We start from the raw sequence: 23,313 nt of genomic DNA on the forward strand, positions 1-23,313 counted from the left end.
CTCGCCTGCCCTTACGCCGTCGGCTCGAGGTAGAAGAGGGGCTCGCCAAACTCAACCGGCTCGCCGTTCTTGCCGCAGACCTCGCGCACGATGCCGTCCTCCTCGGCCGCGATCTCGTTCATGAGCTTCATGGCCTCGACGATGCAGAGGGTCTGGCCAACCTTGACCTCGTCGCCCACCTTCACAAACGGGTCGGCGTCGGGCGCGGGGGCCTGGTAGAAGGTGCCGACCATGGGGCTCTCGACGGCCTTCCAGCCGGCCGGCCGGTCGATGGCGGGAGCGGGCGTCTCGGCGGGCGTTACGGGTGCGGGTGCGGGAGCGGCGGGCGCGGGCGCAGGGTCAGCGGCGGGCGCCGGAGCGGGGGCGGGCGCGGCGGCAGCAGCGAGCGCGGCCGGCTTCTTGATGGCGACCTCGGTCGTGCCGTCCTTGATGGTCACCTCGGCCACGGAGCTCTGGTCGAGCGCCTCGATGAGGTCGCGGATCTGTGAAACGTTCATGTCGGTATCCTCCTCGGTGTCGGCGGCGCCCGGCGCGGCCGCGTCGGCGTCGATGGGCTTGGTGATGTCGCGCAGCGTCCCCTCGGCGCGCTTCTTGAGGAGCGCCCGCGCCTCGTTGGGGAAGAGCGCGTAGGAGAGCACGTCCTCGTCGGACTGGGCGAGGTCGCCGATCTCGGCCTTGGCCTCGTCAAAGGTCTGCAGGTGGGTGCTCTTGGCCTCCTCCTGGAGCTTGGCCACGTCCACGTGGCCCAAGACTTTCTCGCGGATGGACTCGTCGATGGGCGCCGGCGTCTTGCCGTAGAAGCCCATGAGGTACTCGCGCATCTCGGTGGAGACGATCTTCCAGCGCTCGCCGGTGAGCACATTCATGACGGCCTGGGTACCCACGATCTGGCTCATGGGGGTCACGAGCGGCGGGTAGCCGACCTCCTTGCGCACGCGCGGGATCTCGGCCACGATCTCGGGCAGGCGGTCGTGCATGCCCTGCAGGTCGAGCTGGCCCACGAGGTTGGACATCATGCCGCCGGGGATCTGATGCTTGTAGATGCGCATGTGGGTGAGCGTGGTGATGCCGCGCTGATGGCCGCCGGCCTTGCGCACGGCGTCCCAGTAGTCGGCGATCTCAAAGAGGAGGTCGAGGTCGAGCCCGGTGTCAAAGGGCGAGCTCGAGAACGACGAGACCGTCATCTCGACGGCGGGCTGCGAGTTGCCAAAGGCGAGCGGGGCGTGCGCGCAGTCCACGATTTCGGCGCCCTCCTCGGCACCGCGCAGGTAGTTGGCGCTCGCCATGCCGCCGATAAAGTGGCAGTGCATGTGCACGGGCAGGCCGATCTCGGTGCGCAAGGCGCTCACGAGCTGCGCGGCGCGGTAGGGCACAAGGAGCCCGGCCATGTCTTTGATGCAGATGGAGTCGGCCCCGAGCTCGGCGAGCTGGCGTGCATAGGCGATGTAGCTGTCGAGCGTGTGGACAGGGCTTCTGGTGTAAGAGATCGCGGGTTCAAAATGCGCGCCGACCTTTTTGATGGCCGCCGCGCAATCACGGATGTTGTCTATGTCGTTCAGGGCATCGAAGACGCGGAAGACGTCGATGCCGTTGGCGTGGGAGCGCTCGATAAACCGCTCCACCACGTCGCTCGAGTAGTGCTTGTAGCCTACGAGGTTCTGGCCGCGCACGAGCATGGCGAGCCGGGTGTTGGGGCAACGCTCCTTAATGAGGCGCAGACGCTCCCACGGATCCTCGTCCAAAAAGCGCAGGCATGTGTCGAAGGTCGCACCTCCCCATGCCTCGATAGCCCAATAGCCGACTTCATCCATCTTGGGCAGGATGGGCAGCATCTCTGCGGTGGTCATGCGCGTCGCCCAGAGCGACTGCTGACCATCGCGGATGGTGGTGTCCATGATGCGGAGACGGTTTCCAGCCATAAGCCTCTGCCTCCTCTCGTCGTCGCGGTTTGCCGTATACGAGGGCGCGGAGGGCGCGCCCGGGTGACCGTGAGACAACGCACTAGGTCCACTCTAGACCCGGGCGGCGGGGGCAGCGCTGAGAGTTTGGCGAACGGTAGGCGCCGGCGCGGGGGCGGGGCGGGGGCGCAAAATGGGTCAGATGGAACACGTCCCCAAATGACCCATTTACTTGCGGAAATGGGTGCCGCGGTTGGCGTCGGGGCCGGTCGGCCGGGGGCGGCTCGTGCCGCGCGCGGGCTGTTGCCCGGCCTGCGCGCCCGCGGGTCGGGGCCTTGCGGATGTGAGCTGCTTGCCGGCGGTCGCGGGCCGCGGGCGGCCGCCGGGCGTGGGCCGGCGCTTTGCGGGCGCGCTGCCGCGCGGTCGGGCGCCTGCCACGCTGCGCGGCCTGCCCGAGACCGGGGCGTGCGTCAGGTATTGGCCACGGCGCCGCGCCCGGCGCTGAGAGCGGCGGGCCGAGAACACGGCGAGCACCACGATGACCACCACAACGATCCAGGTGATGGGGCTCGTTACCACGGCGAGGACGATGTTGCGCACCAGGGCGAGTGCGTCGAGCTGCACATCGTTACCCGCCACAAGCTCAACGGTGCCGAGCGTGCGGTCGCCGAGGGTAAAGGTTGCCGTACCCAGCTCGTCGCCCGCCTCAAAGGGTGCCACGAGCTCGTCGGGGAGATCGTAGGTCACCTGAATCTCGGCGGGGTCGGTGTCTACGGGCAGAAGCGCCTCGAGCCCGTCCGCCGCGGCGACCTCGAGCTGCTCACCTTGGTGCGCATCCACCACGTCAACGGTCTCGAGCACGTTCTGCGCGGCGGTTACCTCCTGCATCGACCACTCGGCGTAGGCCCACTCAAAGAGACGCTTGGTCTCGGTGATGCTCGTAGGGATGGCCGCATCTTCGCAGCCGAGTACCACAGAGTAGAGCGTCACGTCGTTCTGGCTCGCCGCGCCCACAAGGCAGCGCCCCGCCTCGGCGGTGTTGCCGGTCTTGACGCCGATCGCCGGCGCGTAATAGGCGCTCGAGTCGTCGTCGAGCAGCAGGTTGGAGTTGGTGAGGAGGCGCGCCCCCTGCTTATTGGTGGCTGGCAGCTCGTAGCTGGGGGTCGCCACGATTTTGGCAAACGTGGGGTTGTCCATGGCGGCGCGGGTGATGCGGTAGAGGTCGCGCGCGCAGGTGTAGTGATCGGGATCGTGCAGGCCGCAGGGGTTGGCAAAGTGCGTATCCGTGCAGCCGAGCTCGGCGGCGCGGTCGTTCATCATCTGCACAAAGGTCGGCACGTCGCCGCCCACGGCGCGCGCGAGGATGTACGAGGCGTCGTTGCCGCTGGGGAGGAGGAGCCCGTAGAGCAGCTGCTCGATGGTGAGGACCTCGCCGGCGCGGAACCCGGCAACCGAGCTATCCGACGTGACCTCGTCAAAGTCGCTCTGTTCGACGGTGACCTGCGTGGAGAGGTCGGCGTTCTCGAGGGTGACGAGCGCGGTCATGATCTTGGTGGTGGAGGCGGGGTAGCGGGTTTCGTCGGCGTTGAGCTCGTAGAGGACGGTGTCCGTGGCGGGGTCTACGAGGAGGGCCGACTCCGCGGCGATGGCCGGGTCGGTGAGCGCGCGGGCGGCCGTGGGCGAGAGGAGCGCGAGCGCGGCGAGCAGGGTGAGGGCAACCGCGAGCGCGCGGGCGAGGCCGCGGGGCGTGCGGCGGGTGCCCGGGCGCCTCGGCGCCACGGTCTGCGCCGGGGTGATGGCGCACGGGGTATGGTGCGCTGAACGGGCATGTTGAGGGCGCAGGTTGGATGCGGTTGGGGTGCGGTATAGCATGGGGTCCTCTTCAGCCGGGCTATTGGTGAGCACCATTGTAGGCGAGCGGTGGCAAGATGCGCCGTGCTGCCCGGTGTCGTTTGCCGTCCGGTAACCGTGGGCCGGGCGTACCCCCCGCCGTTGCCGCGGATGGTCATACACGCAGCATATAGCGGGTGCCGAGGTACCGATTTGCGGCAATTCCGGCGAGGCTCAGGGGAATAAAAGACCCCGTGTGGCTATTGGTTAGGTACCATAGAAAATTCATGGTATCGGCCGCGGAGTCCTCCGGGGCGGTGTTTGCGTGTGTTACAACCGGGTAGAACAAGTGCCACATGGGGAGCAAACAAGCCGGGCCCGCCTCGGGGGAGGTGAGGCCCGGTTGCATGCAGATAGTAGATATGCAGGTGCAGGGTATGGCAGAGAAGAACGTTCCGCTGCGGGACGAACGGTCCGATTTGGAGGGTGCCTCGGCGCACCCCGAGGCAACGGGGTCCACTGAGCCCACCGAGCCGGCTTCGGCGCCGGTGCCACGCGCGATCCGCGTGGGGCTCGACATCGGCTCGACCACCACCAAGGTCGTGGTGCTCGATGCCGACACGCACGAGGTCCTCTACTGGCGCTACAAGCGCCACGGGGCGCGGCAGGCGGCGAGTGCGGCCGAGGCGCTCGAAGAGGTTCAGCGGCGCTTTCCGGGTGTGCCGGCGCGCGTGGCGGTAACCGGCTCGGGCGCACGCGACATCGCCCGTGCCCTCGGGGCCGACTACGTGCAGGAGGTCGTGGCCAACGCCATCGCCATCTGCGAGCTCTATCCGCAGGTCCGCTGCGCCGTTGAGCTCGGCGGCCAAGATGCCAAGATGCTCTTCTTCCACGCCGAGGGCCCGGATGCCGAGCCGCAGGTCTCGGACATGCGCATGAACGGCAGCTGCGCGGGCGGTACCGGCGCCTTCATTGACGAGATGGCCAAGCTCCTTGGCGTCTCGCCCGAGGGGTTTGAGGAGCTTGCCGCCGCGGGCACGCGCGTGTACGAGGTCTCGGGCCGCTGCGGCGTGTACGCCAAGACCGATATCCAGCCCCTGCTCAACCAGGGAGTCTCGCGCGCCGATCTTGCGCTCTCGGCCCTGCACGCCGTGGCGCGCCAGACCATCGGCGGCCTGGCGCAGGGCATCGATATCGAGGCGCCCGTCATTTTTGAGGGCGGCACGCTCGCCTACCACCCCACGCTCGTGCGCGTGTTTACCGAGCAGCTGGAGCTTGCGCCCGGCGAGGTCGTGGTGCCCGCCGACCCGCAGGTGATCATCGCCCGGGGCGCGGCGCTCTCGCTCGACCGGCTCTTTGCCGAGCACGCAGGGGAGGGTGCCGAGGGGGCCGGCCAGGCGGCTGGCGACGCCGCCGGCGCGCAGGCTGGCGGCGGCGTCCGCGCAGAGGGCGAACAGTCCGCGCCTGCGACGCCCGCTGCTTCGCCCGACGACGCGCCTGAGCAGTCCGCGGCTCACGCCGCTGCCATCGACCTCGCGGCGGGCATCGCGGCCCTGCGTGACCTGGCCGAGCATCCCGTAGACGACGGCTCGCCCGCCGTGCAGCCGTTCTTTGCCTCGGAGGAAGAGCGGGCCGACTTTGCGCGGCGCCATCCCGCCGAGGTGCCGGCACCCGGCCCTGCCGCCTTCTCGCGCGGCGACACCGTCCACGCGATCCTGGGCATCGACTCCGGGTCGACCACCACCAAGTTTGCCCTCATCAACGCCGCGGGCGAGCTGCTCGACTCCTTCTATGCCTCTAACGAGGGCAAACCGCTCGACGTGGCCCGCGCGGGCCTTATGGACCTCAAGTGCCGCTGGGACGAGGCGGGCGTTGCGCTCGTCATCGACGCCGTGGGCACCACCGGCTACGGTGAGCAGCTCTTTGCGCGCGCGTTCCACGCCGACTACCACACGGTCGAGACGGTGGCGCATGCCCGTGCCGCGGCGATGTGCGTGCCCGATGCGACCTTTGTGCTCGATATCGGCGGCCAGGATATGAAGGCCATCTGGCTCGACCACGGTGTTCTGACCGATATCGTGGTCAACGAGGCCTGCTCGGCCGGCTGCGGCTCCTTCTTGGAGGGCTTTGCGGCCAACCTCGGCGTGGCGGTGGAGGATATCGCCTCGGCGGCCTTCCGCTCGACCGACCCCGCCGCGCTCGGCAGCCGCTGCACCGTCTTCATGAACTCGAGCGTGGTCTCCGAGCAGCGTCGCGGCAAGGGCCCGGACGACATCATGGCCGGCCTCTGCCGCTCGATCATCGAAAACGTCTTTACCAAGGTCATCCGCGTTGCCAACCTGGACGCGCTCGGCGAGCGCATCGTGGTGCAGGGTGGCACCTTTCGCAACGACGCGGTGCTGCGCGCCTTTGAGCAGTTTTTGGGCCGGAGCGTCACCCGCGCGCCGCACCCGGGTCTTATGGGCGCCATCGGAGTGGCGCTCCTTGCACAGGAGCATGCCGAGGAGTCTGAGGAACGCCGCGGGGCCGAGGGGGCGTCGAGCTTTATCGGGCTCGATGCGCTCGAGGGCTTTGCGCACACCGAGTACGCGGGCGTGACCTGCCGTCGGTGCGGCAACCGCTGCGCGCGCTCCGTGGTGGCGTTTAGCGACGGCGCCCTCTACGTAACGGGCAACCGCTGCCCGCGCGGCGAGGAGATCAGCTGGATGGAGCTCATCCGCGAGGTGCCCGAGGCTGCCGCCGATGCGCCGGCCGGGGCGCTCGTGGGGGAGGGTGAGGGAACCGCCGGCGCTGGGCCCGCCGCCGATGCGCCCGTTGCCGCGGGGAGCGACGCCGCGGGCGCCGCCGCACCCGAGCTCGCCACGTCCGGGGGCGAGGCGCGCCCCGCTGCGAGCGTCCGTCCCTCCCCGTCCGCCCGCACGGCATCTGCCCGCGCCGACGGCGCCTCCGCCGCACCCACCGGCCCTGCCGTTGAGGAGCGCCGCCCCGAGCCCTCCGCCAACCTCTTTGACGAGCGCGAGCGGCTCCTCTTTAAAAACTGGCCGTGCGAGCCCGTGGCCCCGGCCCGCGGCGAGACCGTCGGCATCCCGCGCGTGCTCGAGTTCTGGGACCAGATGCCCTTCTGGTCGACGCTTTTCCGTTCGCTCGGCTTTACCGTGCGCATCTCGCGCCCGTCCACGCGCCGCACCTTCGAGCGGGGGCTCGCCCACGTCACGTCCGACACGGTGTGCTTTCCGGCAAAGCTCGTCCACGGGCACATCCGCGACCTTGCGGATGCACACGTCGACCGCATCTTCATGCCCATCATCACCACCGTCCCAACCGAGAACACGGCCAAGACCAGCGAGTGGATGTGCGCCGTGGTAAAGGGCTACCCCTACGTGCTCAAGAACTCCGATGACCCTGAGCGCCGCTTTGGCATTCCCTTTGATGCGCCGCTCTTCCACTGGTACACCGTGCGCGACCGCGATCGCCAGCTCGGCGCGTACCTGAGCGAGACCTACGGTGTTACGACCGAGCAGGCGGCGGACGCCATCCGCCAGGCTGACGAGGCGCAGCGCGCCTTTACCGAGGCGCTCACCCACCGCGGCGAGGAGGTGCTCGCCGAGGTGCGCCGCCGCGGGAGCTACGCCGTCGTCATCGCGTCGCGGCCCTACCACAACGATCCGCTCGTCAACCACGGTGTTCCCAAGCTCTTCTCGAGCCAGGGCATCGCCGTGCTCACGCCCGATGCCCTGCCCGGCGTGCGCGAGCAGGACCTCTCCCGGAGCCGGCTCGACATCGTCAACAACTTCCACGCGCGCATGCTCTCCGCCGCGCTCATCACCGCAGCCACGCCCGAGCTGGAGTACGTGCAGCTCGTGAGCTTTGGCTGCGGGCACGACGCCTACCTCTCGGACGAGATTTCTCGCATGCTCCGCGAGACGAGCAACAAGGCGCCGCTCATCTTAAAGATCGATGAGTCCGATGCCACCGGTCCGCTCAAGATTCGCGTGCGCTCGTTTATCGAGACCACCGAGCGTCGGCGCCGCGCCGAGGCAGGCCGCCCCGCAGCGGCTCTCGGCCCGCGCCCGCTGCCCGACCCCTACGAGGTCAAGTACACGCGCGAGATGCGCCGGACCAAGGTGGTGCTCGTGCCCAACACGAGCCATGCGTTCTGCCGGCTCATGACGGCGGCGCTCCGTCGCGAGGGCGTGCGGACCGAGCCCCTGCCCGTGGGGCACGAGGAGGCCATCCGCCTCGGCAAGCGCTACGTGCACAACGATATCTGCTTCCCCGCGCAGATTACCATCGGCGAGTCGCTCGAGGCGCTCACGAGCGGGCGCTACAATCCCGACGAGGTGGCCATCATCACGGGCAAGTACATCGGCGATTGCCGCCTTACGCACTACCTGCCGCTCTTGCGCAAGGCGCTCGACGACGCGGGCTTTCCGCAGGTGCCGGTCCTCGACAACGACGACGTGGACGCGCGCGGCGTGCACCCGGGCTTTACGCTCTCGCTTGCCGCGAGCATGGAGATCGCCTGGGGTCTGCCCATGATCGACGCGCTCGAGGCGCTGCTGCGGCGCATCCGCCCTTACGAGCTCACACCCGGCTCGGCCGATCAGGCCTTTGAGCAGGCGCTCGACGAGGTGATGCACGGGATCGAGACACACGGCCTGCGCGGTGCCGAGGAGGGCTTCCGCCGGGCGATCAAGATCATGGGCGAGGTGCCCTACGACCGCTCACATCCGCGGCCGACGGTGCTCATTGTGGGCGAGTACCTGCTGAACTTTCACCCCGGCGCCAACCACGAAATCGAGCGCTACCTCGAGGCCAACGGCTTGGAGGTCATCGAGGCGCGCATGACCGACGTCATTCGCAAAAGCTACTTCTACAAGCATGCCCAGGTGCGCGAGTACCACGTGGACCTGCCCCTCACCGAGCGCGTATGGTACGCCACGGTCGACCGGCTCTTTGACATCGCGCACGACCGCTGCGACCGTATCGCCCACGCGCACCCGCTCTATGAGCCGCCCACGCGCATGCCCGAGCTCGTTAAGGCCTCGGACGACGTGCTCCACCACACCTTTGACGCGGGCGAGGGCGTGCTCATCCCCGCGGAGATTCTGGAGCACGCGGCGCGCGGCTGCCGGGCGTTTGTGATCTTGCAGCCCTTTGGTTGCCTGCCCAACCACGTGGTGGGCCGCGGCCTGGTGCGCGCGCTCAAGGAGCGCTACCCCGATGCGCAGATCCTGCCGCTCGACTACGATCCAGATGTGAGCTTTGCGAACGTGGAGAACCGCCTGCAGATGCTCATCATGAACACACGCCGCTCGTGAGAATATGGGGACGGGTGCGTTTTTCTCACTTTTGGGAATATGGCACCCGTCCCCATTTTCCCAAAAGTGAGAAAAACGCACCCGTCCCCATATTCTCACGGCTCCAACCTCGGGGTTTGTGTTGCGTAATTGTGACGCGTTGGGTTATGATTCCACAACTCTGGGTACACAGCCTACGTTCAAGATACAACCGAGGCATGGGTGCCGCTCGCCTGTGCGGGCGGCTTGTGCACGTAAAAGAGGTACCTATGTTGGATAGATTCACCGATCGCGCACGGCGCGTCATGGCGCTCGCCAAGCAGGAGGCGCTCGCGCTCTCCACCACCAAGGTGGGGACGGAGCATCTGCTGCTCGCGCTTGCCAAAGAAGAGGAGGGTATCGCAGCCGAGGCGCTGCGCGCCCTCGATATCAGCTACGACGAGATTCTCGAAGAGCTCAAGGACAGCGCGACCACCGTCGCCAGCGCCTCTACCGCGGCCCCCGCGGCTGCCGGGCCCGAGGCTGCCGAGCACGAGGGCGGCGTTTCGACGGTTGCCGACGAGGACGCTCCCGCCGCCGGCGACGCAACGCCCGAGGCCGCGCACGTCGCCGCTGAGCCCGGGCACGACGCTCCCGTCTCGGACGCTGCCCCCACCCAGGGCAAGCAGAAGCTCGCCTTTACCCCGCGCGTCATCTCCGTCATGGAGCGGGCCTTCCGCCTTGCGCGCGAGAACAACCAGACTTACGTCTCTACCGAGCACCTGCTCCTCGGCATCCTCGACGAGTCGCAGAGCCGCGGCCTCGACCTCCTCATGCGCCTTGGCGTTACGGCGGCGTCGGTGCGCCAGCAGGTGGAGCGCCTCACCGCCAAAGACAACGCTGGCAAGCGCCCCATGGCGGGCGCCGGTGCGGGCCGTCCCGGCGCGGGGCTTCCGTTCTTCTCGGGCATGGCGTCGACTGGCAAGGGCGACGAGGAGACTTCGGCCCTCAAGCGCTACGCCACCAACCTCACCGAGAAGGCGCGCGCCGGCGAGCTCGACCCGGTTATCGGCCGCGAGCACGAGATCAGCCGCATGATGGAGATTCTCTCGCGCCGCACCAAGAACAACCCGCTCATCCTAGGCGACCCGGGCGTGGGCAAGACCGCGCTCGTGGAGGGCCTGGCGCAGGAGATCGCGGCCGGCAACGTGCCCGAGAACCTCATCAACCAGAATATCTGGTCGCTCGACCTGCCCGGCCTGGTGGCGGGCGCCAAGTACCGCGGCGAGTTTGAGGAGCGCTTGAAGGGCGTGATCCAGGAGGCCACCGAGGCAGACGACGCCATCCTCTTTATCGACGAGATGCACACACTCATCGGCGCGGGCTCGGCCGAGGGCTCCATCGACGCGAGCTCCATGCTCAAGCCCGTCCTCGCGCGCGGCGCCTTTCAGATTATCGGCGCCACCACGGCCGAGGAGTACCGCAAGTACCTCACCAAGGACCCCGCGTTTGAGCGGCGCTTCCAGTCGATCGACGTGGCCGAGCCGAGCATCGACGACACCGTGCGGATCTTGGAGGCGCTCCAGCCGCGCTACGAGGAGCACCACCACGTGCGCTACACGCGTGCGGCCGTTGAGGCGGCGGTGACCCTCTCATCCCGCTACATCCAGGACCGTTACCTGCCCGACAAGGCCATCGACCTTATGGACGAGGCCGGGGCGCGGGCGCGCATCGCCAAGAACCGCGCGCCGGAGTCGGTGCGGGCGGCCGAGGCACACGTGGCCGAGCTTGCCGCGGCAGCCGAGGAGGCCACCGACGCCGACGACATGAACCGCGCCGCCGAGCTCAAGGAGCAGGAGAAGGCCGCCGAGATCGCGCTCTCGGAGGCTCGCGCTGCCTGGACCGCCGAGATGGACGCGAGCCCGCTCGTCATCGACGTGGCCGAGATCGCCGACATCGTCTCCGCCACCTCGGGCGTGCCCGTGAGCTCGCTCACCGAGGACGAGAGCCGCCGCCTTCTCAACTGCGAGAACGTGCTCAAGACGCGCATCATCGGCCAGGACGAGGCCGTGGCCGCCGTGGCCAAGGCCATCCGCCGCTCGCGCTCGCCGCTCAAGGATCCGCGCCGTCCGGGTGGCTCGTTTATCTTCCTCGGCCCCACGGGCACGGGAAAGACCGAGCTCGCCAAGACGCTCGCCGAGTACCTCTTTGGCAGCAAGGACGCGCTCATCAGCTTCGATATGTCCGAGTTCTCGAGCGAGTACGAGGTCTCCAAGCTCATCGGTTCGCCCCCGGGCTACGTGGGTCACGAGGAGGGCGGCCAGCTCACCAAGGCCGTGCGCCGGCACCCCTACTCGGTGGTGCTCTTTGACGAGATCGAGAAGGCGCACCCCGACATCTTCAACATCCTGCTGCAGGTGCTCGACGAGGGTCGCCTGACCGACGGCCAGGGCAAGACCGTGGACTTCCGCAACACGGTGGTCATCATGACCTCCAACGTGGGCGCCCGCGAGATCGCGCAGGACGCGAGCGTGGGCTTTGGCACCACGGGCGAGGCCGGCCTCACGGCGACCGAGATCAAGAGCCGCGCGATGGGCGAGCTCAAGCGGCTGTTCCGCCCGGAGTTCCTCAACCGCGTGGACGACATTGTGGTCTTCCAGAAGCTCACGGGCGACTCGCTCACCAAGATCGCCGAGCTCTTGGTTGACGACTTGCGTCAGCGGCTCATCACCAACGGCATGAACATCCGTCTTACCGACGCCGCCGTGGCCAAGATCGTGGCCGAGGGCACCGACCTCACCAACGGCGCGCGCCCCTTGCGCCGCGCGATCCAGCGGCTCATCGAGGACCCGCTCTCGGAGGAGCTGCTCGCCGGCGAGTGGGGTGCGGGCGACACCGTGCTCTGCGACGTGGTGGACGGCGAGTTTGTCTTTAGCCACGGCACGGGCGAGATTCCCGCGCCGCGTGCGACCGGCACGCTCGGGGCGAGCTTTGAGCCCGCACCGCGGAATGGTGGCGGCGCACCTGCGCTCACCACGGGTGGCGCCGGCGGCATGGCCCAGACGGGCGTTGGCACGCGGTAAGCTACCGGGAGACGGGCACCGCGCCCTGATGGGCTTTTGGCTGCCGTGCCCTGGCAAACATGATTGAGTGACGGGCGGGCCGTCGCGGCACAGGCTGCGGCGGCCCGCCTCGCTCAGGGTGCCCTGCGCAAAAGTACCGATTGCCCGTATCAAATTCGCGACTGCCCGAGTAGCAAGGGGTTATCCAATAACAAACCCGCAGGATTCTGAAGTCCAAAACGGGCGTCTACTCGGCCTTCCGCAGATGTGATACGGACAATCGGTTGTTTTTTGCAGGGCCCTGTACGCCCCGCCGACGATGCGCTGTGCCCGCCGAAATGGGCCAGCCCTTCACCTCGTCGCACCGTCGCCCCCGTGGGGGCGTTTTGTCAAAAGTGGACGCGCGCGCCGGATGAGGGCAGATTCGTGCGAAAATGAACCCGACTGTGACAAAGCGAGCTAAGCGCCGACGGTTGCCGCCCGGCGTGCTGACGTGTGAGATGGAGGAGCGCATTGGATAAGGAAGAGTTGCAGAAACGTATGGACGCCGCGATCCGCCTGACCGCGCCCGGTCAGCCGATTCGCGCCGCGCTCGACATGATCATCGCCGGGCACCTCGGTGCCCTCATCTGCGTGGGCGACGTTGAGCATGTGCTCGCCGCCGGCAACGACGGCTTCCCCCTCAACATCTCGTTTACCTCCAACCGCCTTTTTGAGCTCTCCAAGATGGACGGCGCCATCGTCATCGACGACGACGTCACCCAGATCCTCCGCGCCAACTTTCACCTCAACCCCGACCCGTCGCTCGCCACGAGTGAGACGGGCATGCGCCATCGCACCGCCGCCCGCATGAGCGTGCTCACCGACGCCATCGTGCTGTCGGTTTCGGCGCGCCGCGCGGTGGTGAACGTCTACGTGCACGGCAAGAGTTACCAGATCCAGCCGGTCTCGGAGATCATGACGACGGTCAACCAGCTGGTCTCGACCCTACAGACCACGCGCACCCAGCTCGATCGCAAGCTGCTGCACCTTACGGGCCTGGAGCTCGACGACTACGTGACCCTCGCCGACATCACCGACATCTTCTCGAGCTTCGAGATTCTCCAGCAGGCCAAAAGCGAGCTCAAGTTCTGCATCGTCAAGCTCGGCACGCAGGGCAAGCTCGTGCGCATGCAGCTCGAGCAACTGGCGGGCGAGGCCATTGACAGCGAGTACGACCTCATGATCCGCGACTACGCGCGCGACTCGTCGGAGGAGAACGCGCGGCGGATCCGCGCCAAGTTTGCCAAGATGACGCCGCAGGACCTCACCAACCCGCAGAAGGTGGCCGAGGCGCTGGGGTACGACGACCTCGACGAGGACTCCGTCATGACGCCGCTGGGCCTGCGCACGCTCTCGCAGGTCTCGGTCGTGCGCGACGGCGTGGCCGAGCGCATCGTGGACGAGTACGGATCGCTCCAGGACCTCATGGACGACATCCGCACCAACCCCGAGCGGCTCGTGGACATCGGCGTTAACAACCCGACCATCCTGGCCGATTCGCTCTATCGCATCAAGGGCAAGCGGAGTTAGCGATGCGCGCGGATGAGCAGGTGCAGACGCGTGCCGGCTGCTGCTGTGCTGACGGGGCCGCGTGCGGTGATGTGGCGGATAGTGGCGCTAGCAGCAGTGGCCGCGCATGCGCGGTGATCGTGGCAGGCGGCGTGGGCCGGCGCTTTGGCAACCCCGGGGGGAAGCTCCTCGTACCGTGTGCGGGGCGCCCCCTTATGAGCTGGGCGCTTGCGGCGTTTGACGCCGCGGCGAGCGTGGGGCACATCGTGGTGGTGTGCCGGCCCGAGGTGCGCGACGAGATGCTCGCGCGAGCCATCGAGCCCCTGCACCTCGCAACCCCGCTCACCTTTGCCGATGCGGGGGCGGAGCGTCAGGACTCCACGATATCGGGCCTTGCGGCGGTACCGGCTGCCTGCGACGTGGTGGCCGTGCACGATGCCGCCCGTCCGCTCGTTGAGCCCGCGACTATCGATGCGGCGGTGGCCGAGCTGCGCGCGGCGGGCCCCGAGGTGGCCGGCGTGGTTTGCGGTCAGCCCGCCATCGACACGCTCAAGCTCGTCGAGGTGGGGGAGCGCGGCACCCGCTTTACCGACACCCCCGACCGTGCGCGCTACTGGACCGTGCAGACCCCGCAGGTCTTTTGGACGGCGGAGCTCCGCCGCGCCTGCGAGGAGGCCCGCGCTGCCGGTTACCTTGGCACCGACGACGCCTCGCTCGTGGAGCACGCGGGCGGTACAGTGCTGGGATTTGAGGCGCCGCGCACCAATATCAAGGTGACCGTTCCGGAGGATCTGCCGCTCGTGGAGGCGCTGCTGCGGGAGCGGCGGTAGCTGAGATTGCTGCGCTCGGCCGGGGCGACGCCCCGCGCGATCGTTACAAGGGGACAGAGGCTTTGTGCCAGGGACGCCTGCGGCACCCTGGGAAGGGCCGCTATCCTTTGCTACGAGAGCCTCTGAATAAACTTGACCCTTACGTGAGAGCCTCTTTTGGAGTCCGTTGAGTACGCTGCATCATGCTGAAGTGCTCAACTGGGCTTTTGCTGAGGTTTTAGGGCTGATTATGGCGGTCCACTTGCCGTTCCCCGAAAAGAGGCTCTCACTTAGGGGTCGAGTTTTCGCACGGGACGCTAAAGCCGATAATCAGCGCTTCCGAGGCTCCGCTCGGCCGAGTCAACGCGTCTAGCGTACGGCTCGTCCGGCGTTCTGTGCCAGGTTCCGCCCTGCTTCTACGCTCGCTCGAGCAGGCAGACGGCCCAGGCGCCGATGCCCCGGCCCTCGCCTTCCCAGCCGAGGCGCTCGGTCGTGGTGGCCTTAACGCCCACCTGCTCCACCGAGACGCCGAGCGCACGGCTCAGGTTCTCGCGCATCTGTTCGCGGTGCGGACCGAGCTTGGGCTCCTGTGCGGCCACGGTGCAGTCGGCGTCTACCAGCTCAAAGCCGCGCTCGCGGGCGTAGGCCATCACGCGGCCGAGCAACACGAGCGAGTCGGCGTCTTCGTAGGCGGGGTCGTCGTCGGGGAAGAGCTTGCCGATATCCCCGCCGCGGCAGGCCCCGAGGATGGCGTCGGCCAGCGCGTGGGCGAGCACGTCGGCGTCGGAATGGCCGAGAAGCCCCTTGGTGTGCGGAATGTCCACGCCGCCGATGATGCAGCGCCGCCCCTCCACGAGCCGGTGAACGTCGTACCCATGACCGATATGCAGCGACATCGCGTTCCCTTTCTCTTTGACTGTCTGGCCGTGTTTCCACTCCATTGTGCCAGATGTTACGTTTTGCCCTGCGCCGATAAAACGCTCGCCAGATGCGTGCGGCAGGGCTATCATAGACGGCGGATGCAGGGGTACCCGCGTCTTTGCCGGAGCAGCTGCCGGCGCGACGCGAGTTGAGAGGGCGCATGCCCAACCCTTCGAACCTGTCAGTTAACACTGTCGTAGGGAGCATGAACCGAGTGCAGGCGCTTCTGACGGGTGCGCGGGGCTCGCACGAGCCACCCGCGTTGCCGCAGAAGCGTTTTTTTGTGCCCGGGCTCCGGAAAGGAAACCCTCATGATCGAGAGAACCAAGCTTGCCGAGCAGGTCGAGCGCGCCGCCCGCGCCGTGCGCGAGACCAACCCCATGGCGCCGTCCATCACCAACACGGTGACCATCAACTTTGTCGCCAACGCGCAGATCGCCGTGGGCGGCTCGGCCGCGATGGTCTATCTGCCCGACGAGGGCGAGGCCATGGCCGCCGCGGGCCCTGCGCTCTACATCAACGTCGGCACGCTGCTGCCCATCTACGAGGAGACCCTGCCGCGCACCGCGCGCGCCCTCGCGGCGGCCGGCAAGCCCTGGGTGCTCGACCCGGTGGCCGTGGGCATCGGCGAGATGCGCACCAAGCTCCTCGCCGGTTTTAAGGAGCAGAAGCCCACGATCATCCGCGGCAACGCGTCCGAGGTCATCGCGCTTGCGAACCTCTGGGGCGTTGCGGGTGACGGCGGTGAGTCGCAGGTGCGCGGCGTCGACTCCACGCAGGCCGTGGACGAGGCGCGCGAGGCTGCGGTGGCGCTTGCGCGCTACACGGGCGGCGCCGTGGCGGTCTCGGGCGTGGTGGATCTGGTGACCGACGGCGAGACCGTGGTCAAGAGCCATGGCGGCTCGCACTTTATGGCCGAGATCACGGGCTCGGGTTGCAGTCTGGGTGGCGTCTGCGCGGTCTATGCCGCCTGTGCCGAGACCCCGCTCGCTGCGGCGCTCGCCGCCGTGAACGTCTACAACCTGGCCGGTGCGCGCGCCGAGGCCAAGGTAGGCGCGCCGGGGAGCTTCCAGGTGGCGTTCTTGGACGAGCTCTACCGCGCCACTCCCGAAGAGATTGCCGCCAACCCCTTTGACGTCGAGGAGGCGTAGATGAACACCCTAGTTGCGCTCGCCATCGCCCCCGTGGGCGTGGGCGATGAGCTCAAGGAGTACGTGGCGGAGGTTATCCGTGTGATCCGCGCGAGTGGCCTCTCGTGCCGCACCAACTCCATGTTCACCGAGATCGAGGGCGATTGGGACGACGTGATGCGCGTGGTGCGCGACGCGACGTTTGTGCTCGCCGAGCGCGGGATCCGCACGGAGGTCGTGCTCAAGGCCGATATCCGTCCCGGGTTTGAGAACATGATGGAGCGCAAGGTACGCGTAGTGGACGAGCTGCTGGAGGGTGCGGGGGAGGCCGAGGCCACGGGCGCCGAGGTCGAGCCCGCCGCCCCGAAGGGAGAGTGCTAGCCATGAGCATCCGAGACAACCTCGATATCACCGCCTACCTCGTCATCGGCCCCGAGAACACCCTTGGCCGCCCGGTGGCGGACGTGGTGGCGCAGGCGCTCGACGCCGGTTTTACCATCGTGCAGGTGCGTTCCAAGGTGGCCGGTGCCCGCGAGCTCATCGAGTGCACGCGGAGCGTTGCCGACGTAATCGCTGCGGCTGGCAAGGCTGACGAGGTGCCGCTCCTCATCGACGATAGGCTCGACGCCGTGCTCGCGGCGCGCGATATGGGCATCAAGGTTGATGGCGTGCACGTGGGCCAGAGCGACATCCCCGTAGAGGTCTGCCGCCGCTATCTGGGCGAAGACTCGATCGTGGGTCTCTCGGCCGCCGCGCACGAGATGCGCGCCTACATCGAGACGGCCGACCTCTCGACGGTGGACTACCTGGGCGTGGGGCCGCTGCACGAGACGGCGACCAAGCCCGATTGCGGCAAGGACGACGACGGGCGCATCATCACCCGTAGCCTCGAGGAGCTCGCGGAACTGCGCCGCGTCTCGCCCAAGCCCATCGTGGTGGGCGGCGGCGTCAAGGCGGCGGACATCCCCGGGCTCGCGCGGACCGGGGTCGACGGGTTCTTTGTGGTATCTGCCGTTGCCGGTGCGCCCGATCCGTACGCCGCCGCGGCCGAGCTCGTCAACACCTGGCGCGCCAACCGCGCCTAGGCCGAGTGCTCCAACCGCGCCCGGGTCGCGCCGAGCTTTCCGAGCAGCGAGCATTCTGTGATATGCAGCGCGCGCCTTCTTTGGGGAGGGCGCGCGCTTTTGGTGCCGCGCTTTCCGCGGGTACGTCGGTCGAGTACCATTACCCGTATGGTTTGACGTGCTTGGAGGTTCGCCCGGCGCCGTGCACACCGTCTGCAGCCCTGCTGCTCGCTACGCCTGCCGCGCCCCAGCCTCCCGAGAGGACTTTGCATGAAGATCTACAACAGCGCCACGCACCGCAAAGAGGAGTTTCGCCCCATCGAGGAGGGCAAGGTCCGCATGTACGTGTGCGGCCCGACCGTCTACGACAACATCCACATCGGCAACGCGCGCACGTTCATTTCGTTTGACGTGATCCGCCGGTGGCTCATCGCGAGCGGCTACGAGGTCACCTTTGCCCAGAACCTCACCGATGTGGACGACAAGATCATCAACCGCGCCAACGAGCAGGGCCGCACCGCGGCCGAGGTGGCGGGCGAGTTCTCCGAGAAGTTCATCTCCGTCATGCGCGCCGCCAACGTGATGGACCCCGATGTGCGCCCGCGCGCCACCAAAGAGATCGGTCCCATGATCGGCATGATTAAGACGCTCATCGAGCAGGGTCACGCCTATGCGGCCGAGAACGGCGACGTCTACTTCTCGGTGCGGAGCGACCCCGCCTACGGCGAGGTCTCGGGCCGCAAGGTGGACGAGCTCATGGTGGGTGCGCGCATCGCGGCGGGCGAGGAGAAGCGCGACCCACTCGACTTTGCCCTGTGGAAGGCCGCCAAGCCCGGCGAGCCCAGCTGGAAGAGCCCGTGGGGCGAGGGGCGCCCGGGTTGGCACACCGAGTGCGCCGCGATGGTGCACCGCTACCTCGGCTGCCCCATCGACATCCACGGTGGCGGTTCCGACCTGGCCTTTCCGCACCACGAGAACGAGTGCGCCCAGGCCGAGTGCGCCTGGCACGAGGGCTTTGCCAACACCTGGATGCACACGGGGATGCTCCTCGTGGACGGAGAGAAGATGAGCAAGTCGCTCGGCAACTTCTTTACGCTCGAGGAGGTGCTCGAGAAGCACTCGGCGGCGGCGCTGCGCCTGCTTATGCTGCAGACGCTCTACCGCAGCCCGCTCGACTTCTCGTGGGAGCGCCTCGAGGGCGCCGAGAACTCGCTCGCGCGCATTGCGGGCACGGTCAAGAACCTCATGTGGGCGGCGAGCCACGCGGAGGGCGAGCCGGACGCCGCGCTCGCGGCGAAGCTCGACCGAGCGGTCATCGCCGCGCGCGACGAGTTCGAGCGCCAGATGGATGACGACTTCAACACCGCCGGCGCGCTCGCCGCCTACTTCCAGCTGGTGACGGAGGCCAACACCTATCTCGACCAGGCGGGTTCCGCGGTGGACGCGGATGTGTGCGCCGGCTGCGCGGTGGGCATCGCGGGGGCGCTCACCATCTTGGGTATCGAGCTGCCCAAGGTCGAAGAGGAACTGCCCGTGGGGCTCTTGGGCGTCGCTGCGGGCCTTGTGGGCTACACGGGCGACGATGTGAACGAGGCGGCCGAGAAGATCCTCGCGGCTCGTGCCGAGGCCCGCGCCGCCCGGGACTGGGCCCGCGCCGATGCCATCCGCGACCAGCTGCGCGACATGGGCGTCGTCATCGAAGACACTTCTGCCGGTTCGAGACTGGTGGTCAAAGCCAGCTAATAGCGAATGGGTCATTTGGGGACGTGTTCCGTCTGCCCCATTTTCAAAAATGGGGCAGACGGAACACGTCCCCAAATGACCCACTCTTAGACGGCGACGGGGGAGAGCTCGCCGGTCTTGATGTCGATGGTAAAGCCTGCGACCGCAACGCTGGCAGGCATGAGTGGGTGCTCGCGGATGGTCCGGACGCTCCGGGCAACCTCGTCCTCCAAGACGGCAAAACCGGTGAGCACGCGGTTTGCCTGGGACGAGCGGTTAAGCTCCTCCTCAATCGCCACGTGGGAGACACCGGTATCTACCAGCGCTTCCATCAGGTGTTCCGGCTCCATGCCGCAGGTGCCGCAGTCGGTGTGGCCGATGACCATCACGTCGCGCACGCCGAGCTCGGCGACCGCCACAAGGAGCGAGCGCATCGCCTCGCCGTAGAGGTCCACGATGGTGGCGCCGGCTACCTGGATGATCGCGGCGTCGCCGTCCGCAAGGCCGAGCGCCTCGGGCAAAAGCCGCGTGAGCCGCGCGTCCATGCAGGTGACGATGGCGAGTCCGCGCGCCGGCCGGCCGGAGGCGGGGCGCGCCTCGCCGGCGCCGCGCGCAACAAAGGTTCGGTTGTGCGCGAGGATCTGCTGGACAGTTGGGCTCAGGGGTGCGGAGGCGGTGGGCATGGCGGTCCTTTCTCGCGGCGGGCGCTTGCTCCGATTGTCACACAAGCGCGCTCCGGCTGCACATGGTATGGTGGGGCGGCGTATCTGACCGCCCGATTGCTCGTAAGGAGGCCCTATGCACGATTGCCTGCCCACGCCACCCGCCGGCCTTGAGCTGATGCGCCGGCCCGAGGGGCTTACGCTTGTGGGCGAGGGCATGGAGCTCCGGGCGGACTTTTCTGAGCTGTTGCCGCGTCTCCGCGAGGGAGCGCTCGCGCGCGAGCTGCTTGTGCGGGCGGCGCGCATCAAGGGCATGCCGCGAGACGGGTCGCTCACGGTGCTCGATGCCACGGCGGGGCTCGGCGAAGACTCGCTGCTCTTGGCGGCCGCCGGTTTTACGGTGGAGCTCTACGAGCTCGACAAGGTGATCGCGGCGCTGTTGTGCGATGCGCTCGAGCGTGCCCGTGCGGTACCCGAGCTGGAACCAATCGTCGCTCGCATGCGCGTAACGCAGGGCGACAGTCTTGTGGCGCTCCGCGAACGTGCAGAGGCGGGCAATGCGCCCGATGTGGTCTACCTCGACCCGATGTTTCCCGAGCGGCGCAAGCGCGCGGCGGTTAAGAAGAAGTTCCAGCTTCTGCACAACCTCGAGCACCCGTGCGGCAACGAGGCCGAGCTCATCGAGGCGGCACTCGGAGCTGGTCCGCGCAAGATTGTGGTCAAGCGCCCGATCAAGGGTCCGGTGCTCGCTGGTGTTAAGCCGAGTTACGCCATTTTGGGGAAGGCCGTGCGCTACGACGTGATCGTGCCTCCGCGCAGCTAGGTGGGCAGCGGCGCTCGATTTGGCATGCCCTGGGGTGCTCGTTCGGTTGTGGTGAACATACGGTTATATGGTGGTTGAGCGGCCCGTCAGTCGTGCCACGGGTGCGAGGTGAGGTGCCAGCCGCCGCAGTAGTCGCACTTGTAGCAGCTGAGCCCGCGCCGGCCGTGCGCGGCGCACTCGTCAATCACCGCAAGCGCCTCGGCGCGCGTGGCATAGCGGTTCTTAGAGGCGCAGGCCTTCTCATAGCGTGCCTGCTCGCGACGCTCGGCAACTTGATCGTGGCGCTTTTCCTCGCGCGCAAAGAGGTCGTCAAAGCCACCAAGCTCCGCCCGAAACGCCTCGACGCGCTTAGCGCGGGCAGAAGGTTTGCGGCTTGCCATGACGTGCTCCTCTCAACAACATTGCTAGCCCCATTGTGCCCCGAGCGAGGCTGAGGCGCCCGCTCCCAACCACACCAACCAATCCCTCCACATTTATGGGTCAGTTGGGGACGTGTTCCGTCTGCCCCATTTTCAAAAATGGGGCAGACGGAACACGTCCCCAGCTGACCCAAAGTAACCATTACCTGATTGGGGTAGTATCAACCAAGTCCGCCTCCACTCGCCATGTGGGGGCGCGCCGAAGGCCAGCGCCTCCCCCGGTAACGCTCCGGCCCGCACCCTGCGCCCCAGGCACCGCAGCGCGGGCGGATGGGTCCTACCGGGGCGAGTCGCGAAGCGAGCCCGCAGGCCGTCGAGCCCCGGCAGGGCCCCATCCGCCCGCGCGGTGGGACCCGTCCTCGGCGGCGGCAGCGCAGGCCCGCGCCGGCAACGATTTCCAATCGCCCGAAAAACGTTTCGCCCGCCGATGCACCCGCATCCGACCGCCCCCGCGGGGGTACCATGCACTCAGGCCCGCCTGCGGGGCGGGAGGCAGCGCGAAGGGAGCGGCACATGGGCACATGGCTCGATAACGGCGTCTTCTACGAGATCTATCCCCAGAGTTTCAACGATACCAACAACGACGGTATCGGCGACATTCCGGGCATCATCGAAAAGCTCGACTACATCCAGGAGCTCGGCTGCAACGCCCTGTGGCTGAACCCGTGCTTTGTCTCGCCGTTTGGCGATGCCGGCTACGACGTGGCCGACTACTGTCAGGTTGCACCGCGCTACGGCACCAACGACGACCTTGTCCGCCTCTTTGACGCGTGCCACGAGCGCGGCATGCACGTGCTACTCGACCTGGTGCCCGGGCACACCTCCATCGAGCACCCGTGGTTCAAGGAGTCGTGCAAGGCTGCGCCCAACGAGTGCACCGGCCGTTACGTGTGGAACGACAACGTCTGGGCGCCCATGGAGGTCAAGGGCATCTCGGGAGTGCTGCGCGGCATCTCGGAGCGCAACGGCGCGGTGGGCGTCAACTTCTTCTCGTTCCAGCCGGCGCTCAACTACGGTTTTGCCGAGATCACCGAGCCCTGGCAGAGCGCGGTCGACAGCCCCGAGGCGCTCGCCACGCGTCAGGCTATGAAGGACGTCATGGCGTTTTGGCTCGAGCGCGGCGTCGACGGCTTCCGTGTCGACATGGCGGGCTCGCTCGTTAAGAACGATCCCGGCCAGGAGGCCACGATCGCGCTCTGGCAGGACATGCGTGCCTTCCTCGACGAGAAGTACCCCGAGGCCGTGCTCATCTCGGAGTGGGGCGAGCCCGACAAGACCATCCGCGCGGGCTTTCACATGGACTTTCTGCTGCAGTTTGGCACGTCGCACTACATGGACCTGTTCCGCCGCCCCGAGCACAGCACAGCCGAGCCGCACCCGTTCTTTAGCCGCGAGGGTAAGGGCGATGCGAGCGAGTTTGTGGCCACCTATAAGCGCAACCTCGAGCTCACCAACGGCCGTGGACTCATGTGCATCCCCTCGGGCAACCACGACATGGAGCGCATGCGCCGCTACCTCGACCCGGACGAGATGAAGATGGCCTTCGCCTTCATCATGTCGATGCCGGGCTGCCCGTTTGTGTACTACGGCGACGAGATCGGCATGCGCCACCTCGACGTTACCTCGGTGGAGGGCGGCTACATGCGCACGGGCGCGCGCTCGCCCATGCAGTGGGACGACTCTGCCAACCACGGCTTTTCGGGCGCGGCGGCAGACGACCTCTACATCCCGGAAGACCCGGCGGCCGACGCCCCCACGGTGGCGGCCGAGATGGCCGACGAGCACTCGCTCTGGCACGAGGTTCAGAAGCTGATCGCGCTGCGTCAGGCCACGCCGGCGCTCGGCGTGACGGCCGGAATCGAGTTTGTCTACTGCGAGAAGGATGCCTATCCGCTCGTGTACCTGCGTACGGCGGGCGATGAGCGCGTGCTCGTGGCGCTCAACCCGGCGGGCCGGCCCGTCGAGATTCCGTGCGCCTTTGAGGCGAAGTCCGTGCTCTATACGCTCGGCGATGCGCCCGAGCTCGCGGGCGGGACGCTCCGCATGCCCCCGGCAAGCGCTGCGTTCTTTGCGGTTAAGTAGCGTCGGCGCGCGTTTTTGCGGGCGCGGAACATCTCGACCCTTGATGTGAGTGCATCTTTTG

General features: G+C 67.6%; 15 protein-coding genes and 1 riboswitch. Of the genes, 10 read left to right on the top strand and 5 right to left on the bottom strand.

What is annotated here, in order from left to right:
• Nucleotides 1-11: 11 nt before the first annotated feature.
• Both accB and B5G20_RS00625 read right to left on the bottom strand, forming a co-directional pair.
• Nucleotides 12-1,919 carry an acetyl-CoA carboxylase biotin carboxyl carrier protein gene (gene accB, locus B5G20_RS00620; protein WP_204207604.1) on the bottom strand — a complete coding sequence of 636 codons (1,908 nt, stop codon included), beginning with the start codon at nt 1,917-1,919 and terminating at the stop codon, nt 12-14.
• Between the two features lie 207 nt (nt 1,920-2,126).
• Nucleotides 2,127-3,806: a D-alanyl-D-alanine carboxypeptidase family protein gene (locus B5G20_RS00625; RefSeq protein ID WP_087353905.1), complete on the bottom strand. Its 1,680-nt coding sequence runs from the start codon at nt 3,804-3,806 to the stop codon at nt 2,127-2,129.
• Nucleotides 3,807-4,165: 359 nt separating this feature from the next.
• Here B5G20_RS00625 and B5G20_RS10430 point away from each other — a divergent pair, with 359 nt between their 5' ends.
• The 4 genes from B5G20_RS10430 (at nt 4,166) to B5G20_RS00645 (ending at nt 14,450) form a co-directional block, all read left to right on the top strand.
• Entirely contained in the window at nt 4,166-9,049 is a 4,884-nt protein-coding gene (locus B5G20_RS10430; protein ID WP_204207605.1) for an acyl-CoA dehydratase activase, read from the top strand.
• Between the two features lie 248 nt (nt 9,050-9,297).
• Nucleotides 9,298-12,090: an ATP-dependent Clp protease ATP-binding subunit gene (locus tag B5G20_RS00635; protein ID WP_087353911.1), complete on the top strand. Its 2,793-nt coding sequence runs from the start codon at nt 9,298-9,300 to the stop codon at nt 12,088-12,090.
• A 492-nt stretch (nt 12,091-12,582) separates the two neighbouring features.
• Nucleotides 12,583-13,641 carry a DNA integrity scanning diadenylate cyclase DisA gene (gene disA, locus B5G20_RS00640; protein WP_087353914.1) on the top strand — a complete coding sequence of 353 codons (1,059 nt, stop codon included), beginning with the start codon at nt 12,583-12,585 and terminating at the stop codon, nt 13,639-13,641.
• 119 nt (nt 13,642-13,760) lie between these two features.
• Nucleotides 13,761-14,450 carry an IspD/TarI family cytidylyltransferase gene (locus B5G20_RS00645; protein WP_255376935.1) on the top strand — a complete coding sequence of 230 codons (690 nt, stop codon included), beginning with the start codon at nt 13,761-13,763 and terminating at the stop codon, nt 14,448-14,450.
• A 395-nt stretch (nt 14,451-14,845) separates the two neighbouring features.
• Here the strand turns inward: B5G20_RS00645 and ispF are convergent, their stop codons facing one another.
• A complete protein-coding gene (ispF, locus tag B5G20_RS00650) occupies nt 14,846-15,325 on the bottom strand; it encodes a 2-C-methyl-D-erythritol 2,4-cyclodiphosphate synthase (protein ID WP_087353919.1) in 480 nt (159 codons plus the stop codon).
• A gap of 117 nt (nt 15,326-15,442) precedes the next feature.
• Nucleotides 15,443-15,570, top strand: a riboswitch (TPP riboswitch).
• A 91-nt stretch (nt 15,571-15,661) separates the two neighbouring features.
• On the opposite strand from ispF, the gene thiM reads away from it, so the two are divergent.
• From thiM to cysS, 4 genes are all read left to right on the top strand, one after another.
• On the top strand, nt 15,662-16,501 hold the full coding sequence (gene thiM / locus B5G20_RS00655; protein WP_087353923.1) for a hydroxyethylthiazole kinase: 840 nt from the start codon (nt 15,662-15,664) through the stop codon (nt 16,499-16,501).
• On the top strand, nt 16,502-16,861 hold the full coding sequence (locus B5G20_RS00660) for an MTH1187 family thiamine-binding protein (RefSeq protein WP_239286807.1): 360 nt from the start codon (nt 16,502-16,504) through the stop codon (nt 16,859-16,861). It abuts the gene before it with no gap.
• Nucleotides 16,862-16,863: 2 nt separating this feature from the next.
• On the top strand, nt 16,864-17,565 hold the full coding sequence (locus B5G20_RS00665) for a thiamine phosphate synthase (RefSeq protein WP_087353926.1): 702 nt from the start codon (nt 16,864-16,866) through the stop codon (nt 17,563-17,565).
• A gap of 249 nt (nt 17,566-17,814) precedes the next feature.
• Nucleotides 17,815-19,287, top strand: a complete 1,473-nt coding sequence (gene cysS / locus B5G20_RS00670; protein WP_087353929.1) for a cysteine--tRNA ligase — start codon at nt 17,815-17,817, stop codon at nt 19,285-19,287.
• 86 nt (nt 19,288-19,373) lie between these two features.
• Here the strand turns inward: cysS and B5G20_RS00675 are convergent, their stop codons facing one another.
• Nucleotides 19,374-19,949 carry a carbonic anhydrase gene (locus B5G20_RS00675; RefSeq protein ID WP_158094348.1) on the bottom strand — a complete coding sequence of 192 codons (576 nt, stop codon included), beginning with the start codon at nt 19,947-19,949 and terminating at the stop codon, nt 19,374-19,376.
• A gap of 115 nt (nt 19,950-20,064) precedes the next feature.
• Here B5G20_RS00675 and B5G20_RS00680 point away from each other — a divergent pair, with 115 nt between their 5' ends.
• Nucleotides 20,065-20,751 (top strand): class I SAM-dependent methyltransferase, encoded by a 687-nt coding sequence (locus B5G20_RS00680; RefSeq protein WP_087353932.1) that lies wholly within the window; start codon nt 20,065-20,067, stop codon nt 20,749-20,751.
• An 86-nt stretch (nt 20,752-20,837) separates the two neighbouring features.
• Here the strand turns inward: B5G20_RS00680 and B5G20_RS00685 are convergent, their stop codons facing one another.
• The gene (locus B5G20_RS00685; RefSeq protein ID WP_087353935.1) at nt 20,838-21,131 is read right to left on the bottom strand and encodes a hypothetical protein; all 294 of its coding nucleotides are present in this window, start codon (nt 21,129-21,131) and stop codon (nt 20,838-20,840) included.
• A gap of 552 nt (nt 21,132-21,683) precedes the next feature.
• Between B5G20_RS00685 and B5G20_RS00690 the strand changes: the two genes are divergently transcribed.
• Nucleotides 21,684-23,252, top strand: coding sequence for an alpha-amylase family glycosyl hydrolase (locus B5G20_RS00690; protein ID WP_087353938.1), 1,569 nt, complete (start codon nt 21,684-21,686; stop codon nt 23,250-23,252).
• The last annotated feature ends 61 nt before the right edge of the window (nt 23,253-23,313 follow it).

The sequence above is a fragment of the Collinsella sp. An7 genome, assembly GCF_002159335.1.
Taxonomy (GTDB): domain Bacteria; phylum Actinomycetota; class Coriobacteriia; order Coriobacteriales; family Coriobacteriaceae; genus Coprousia.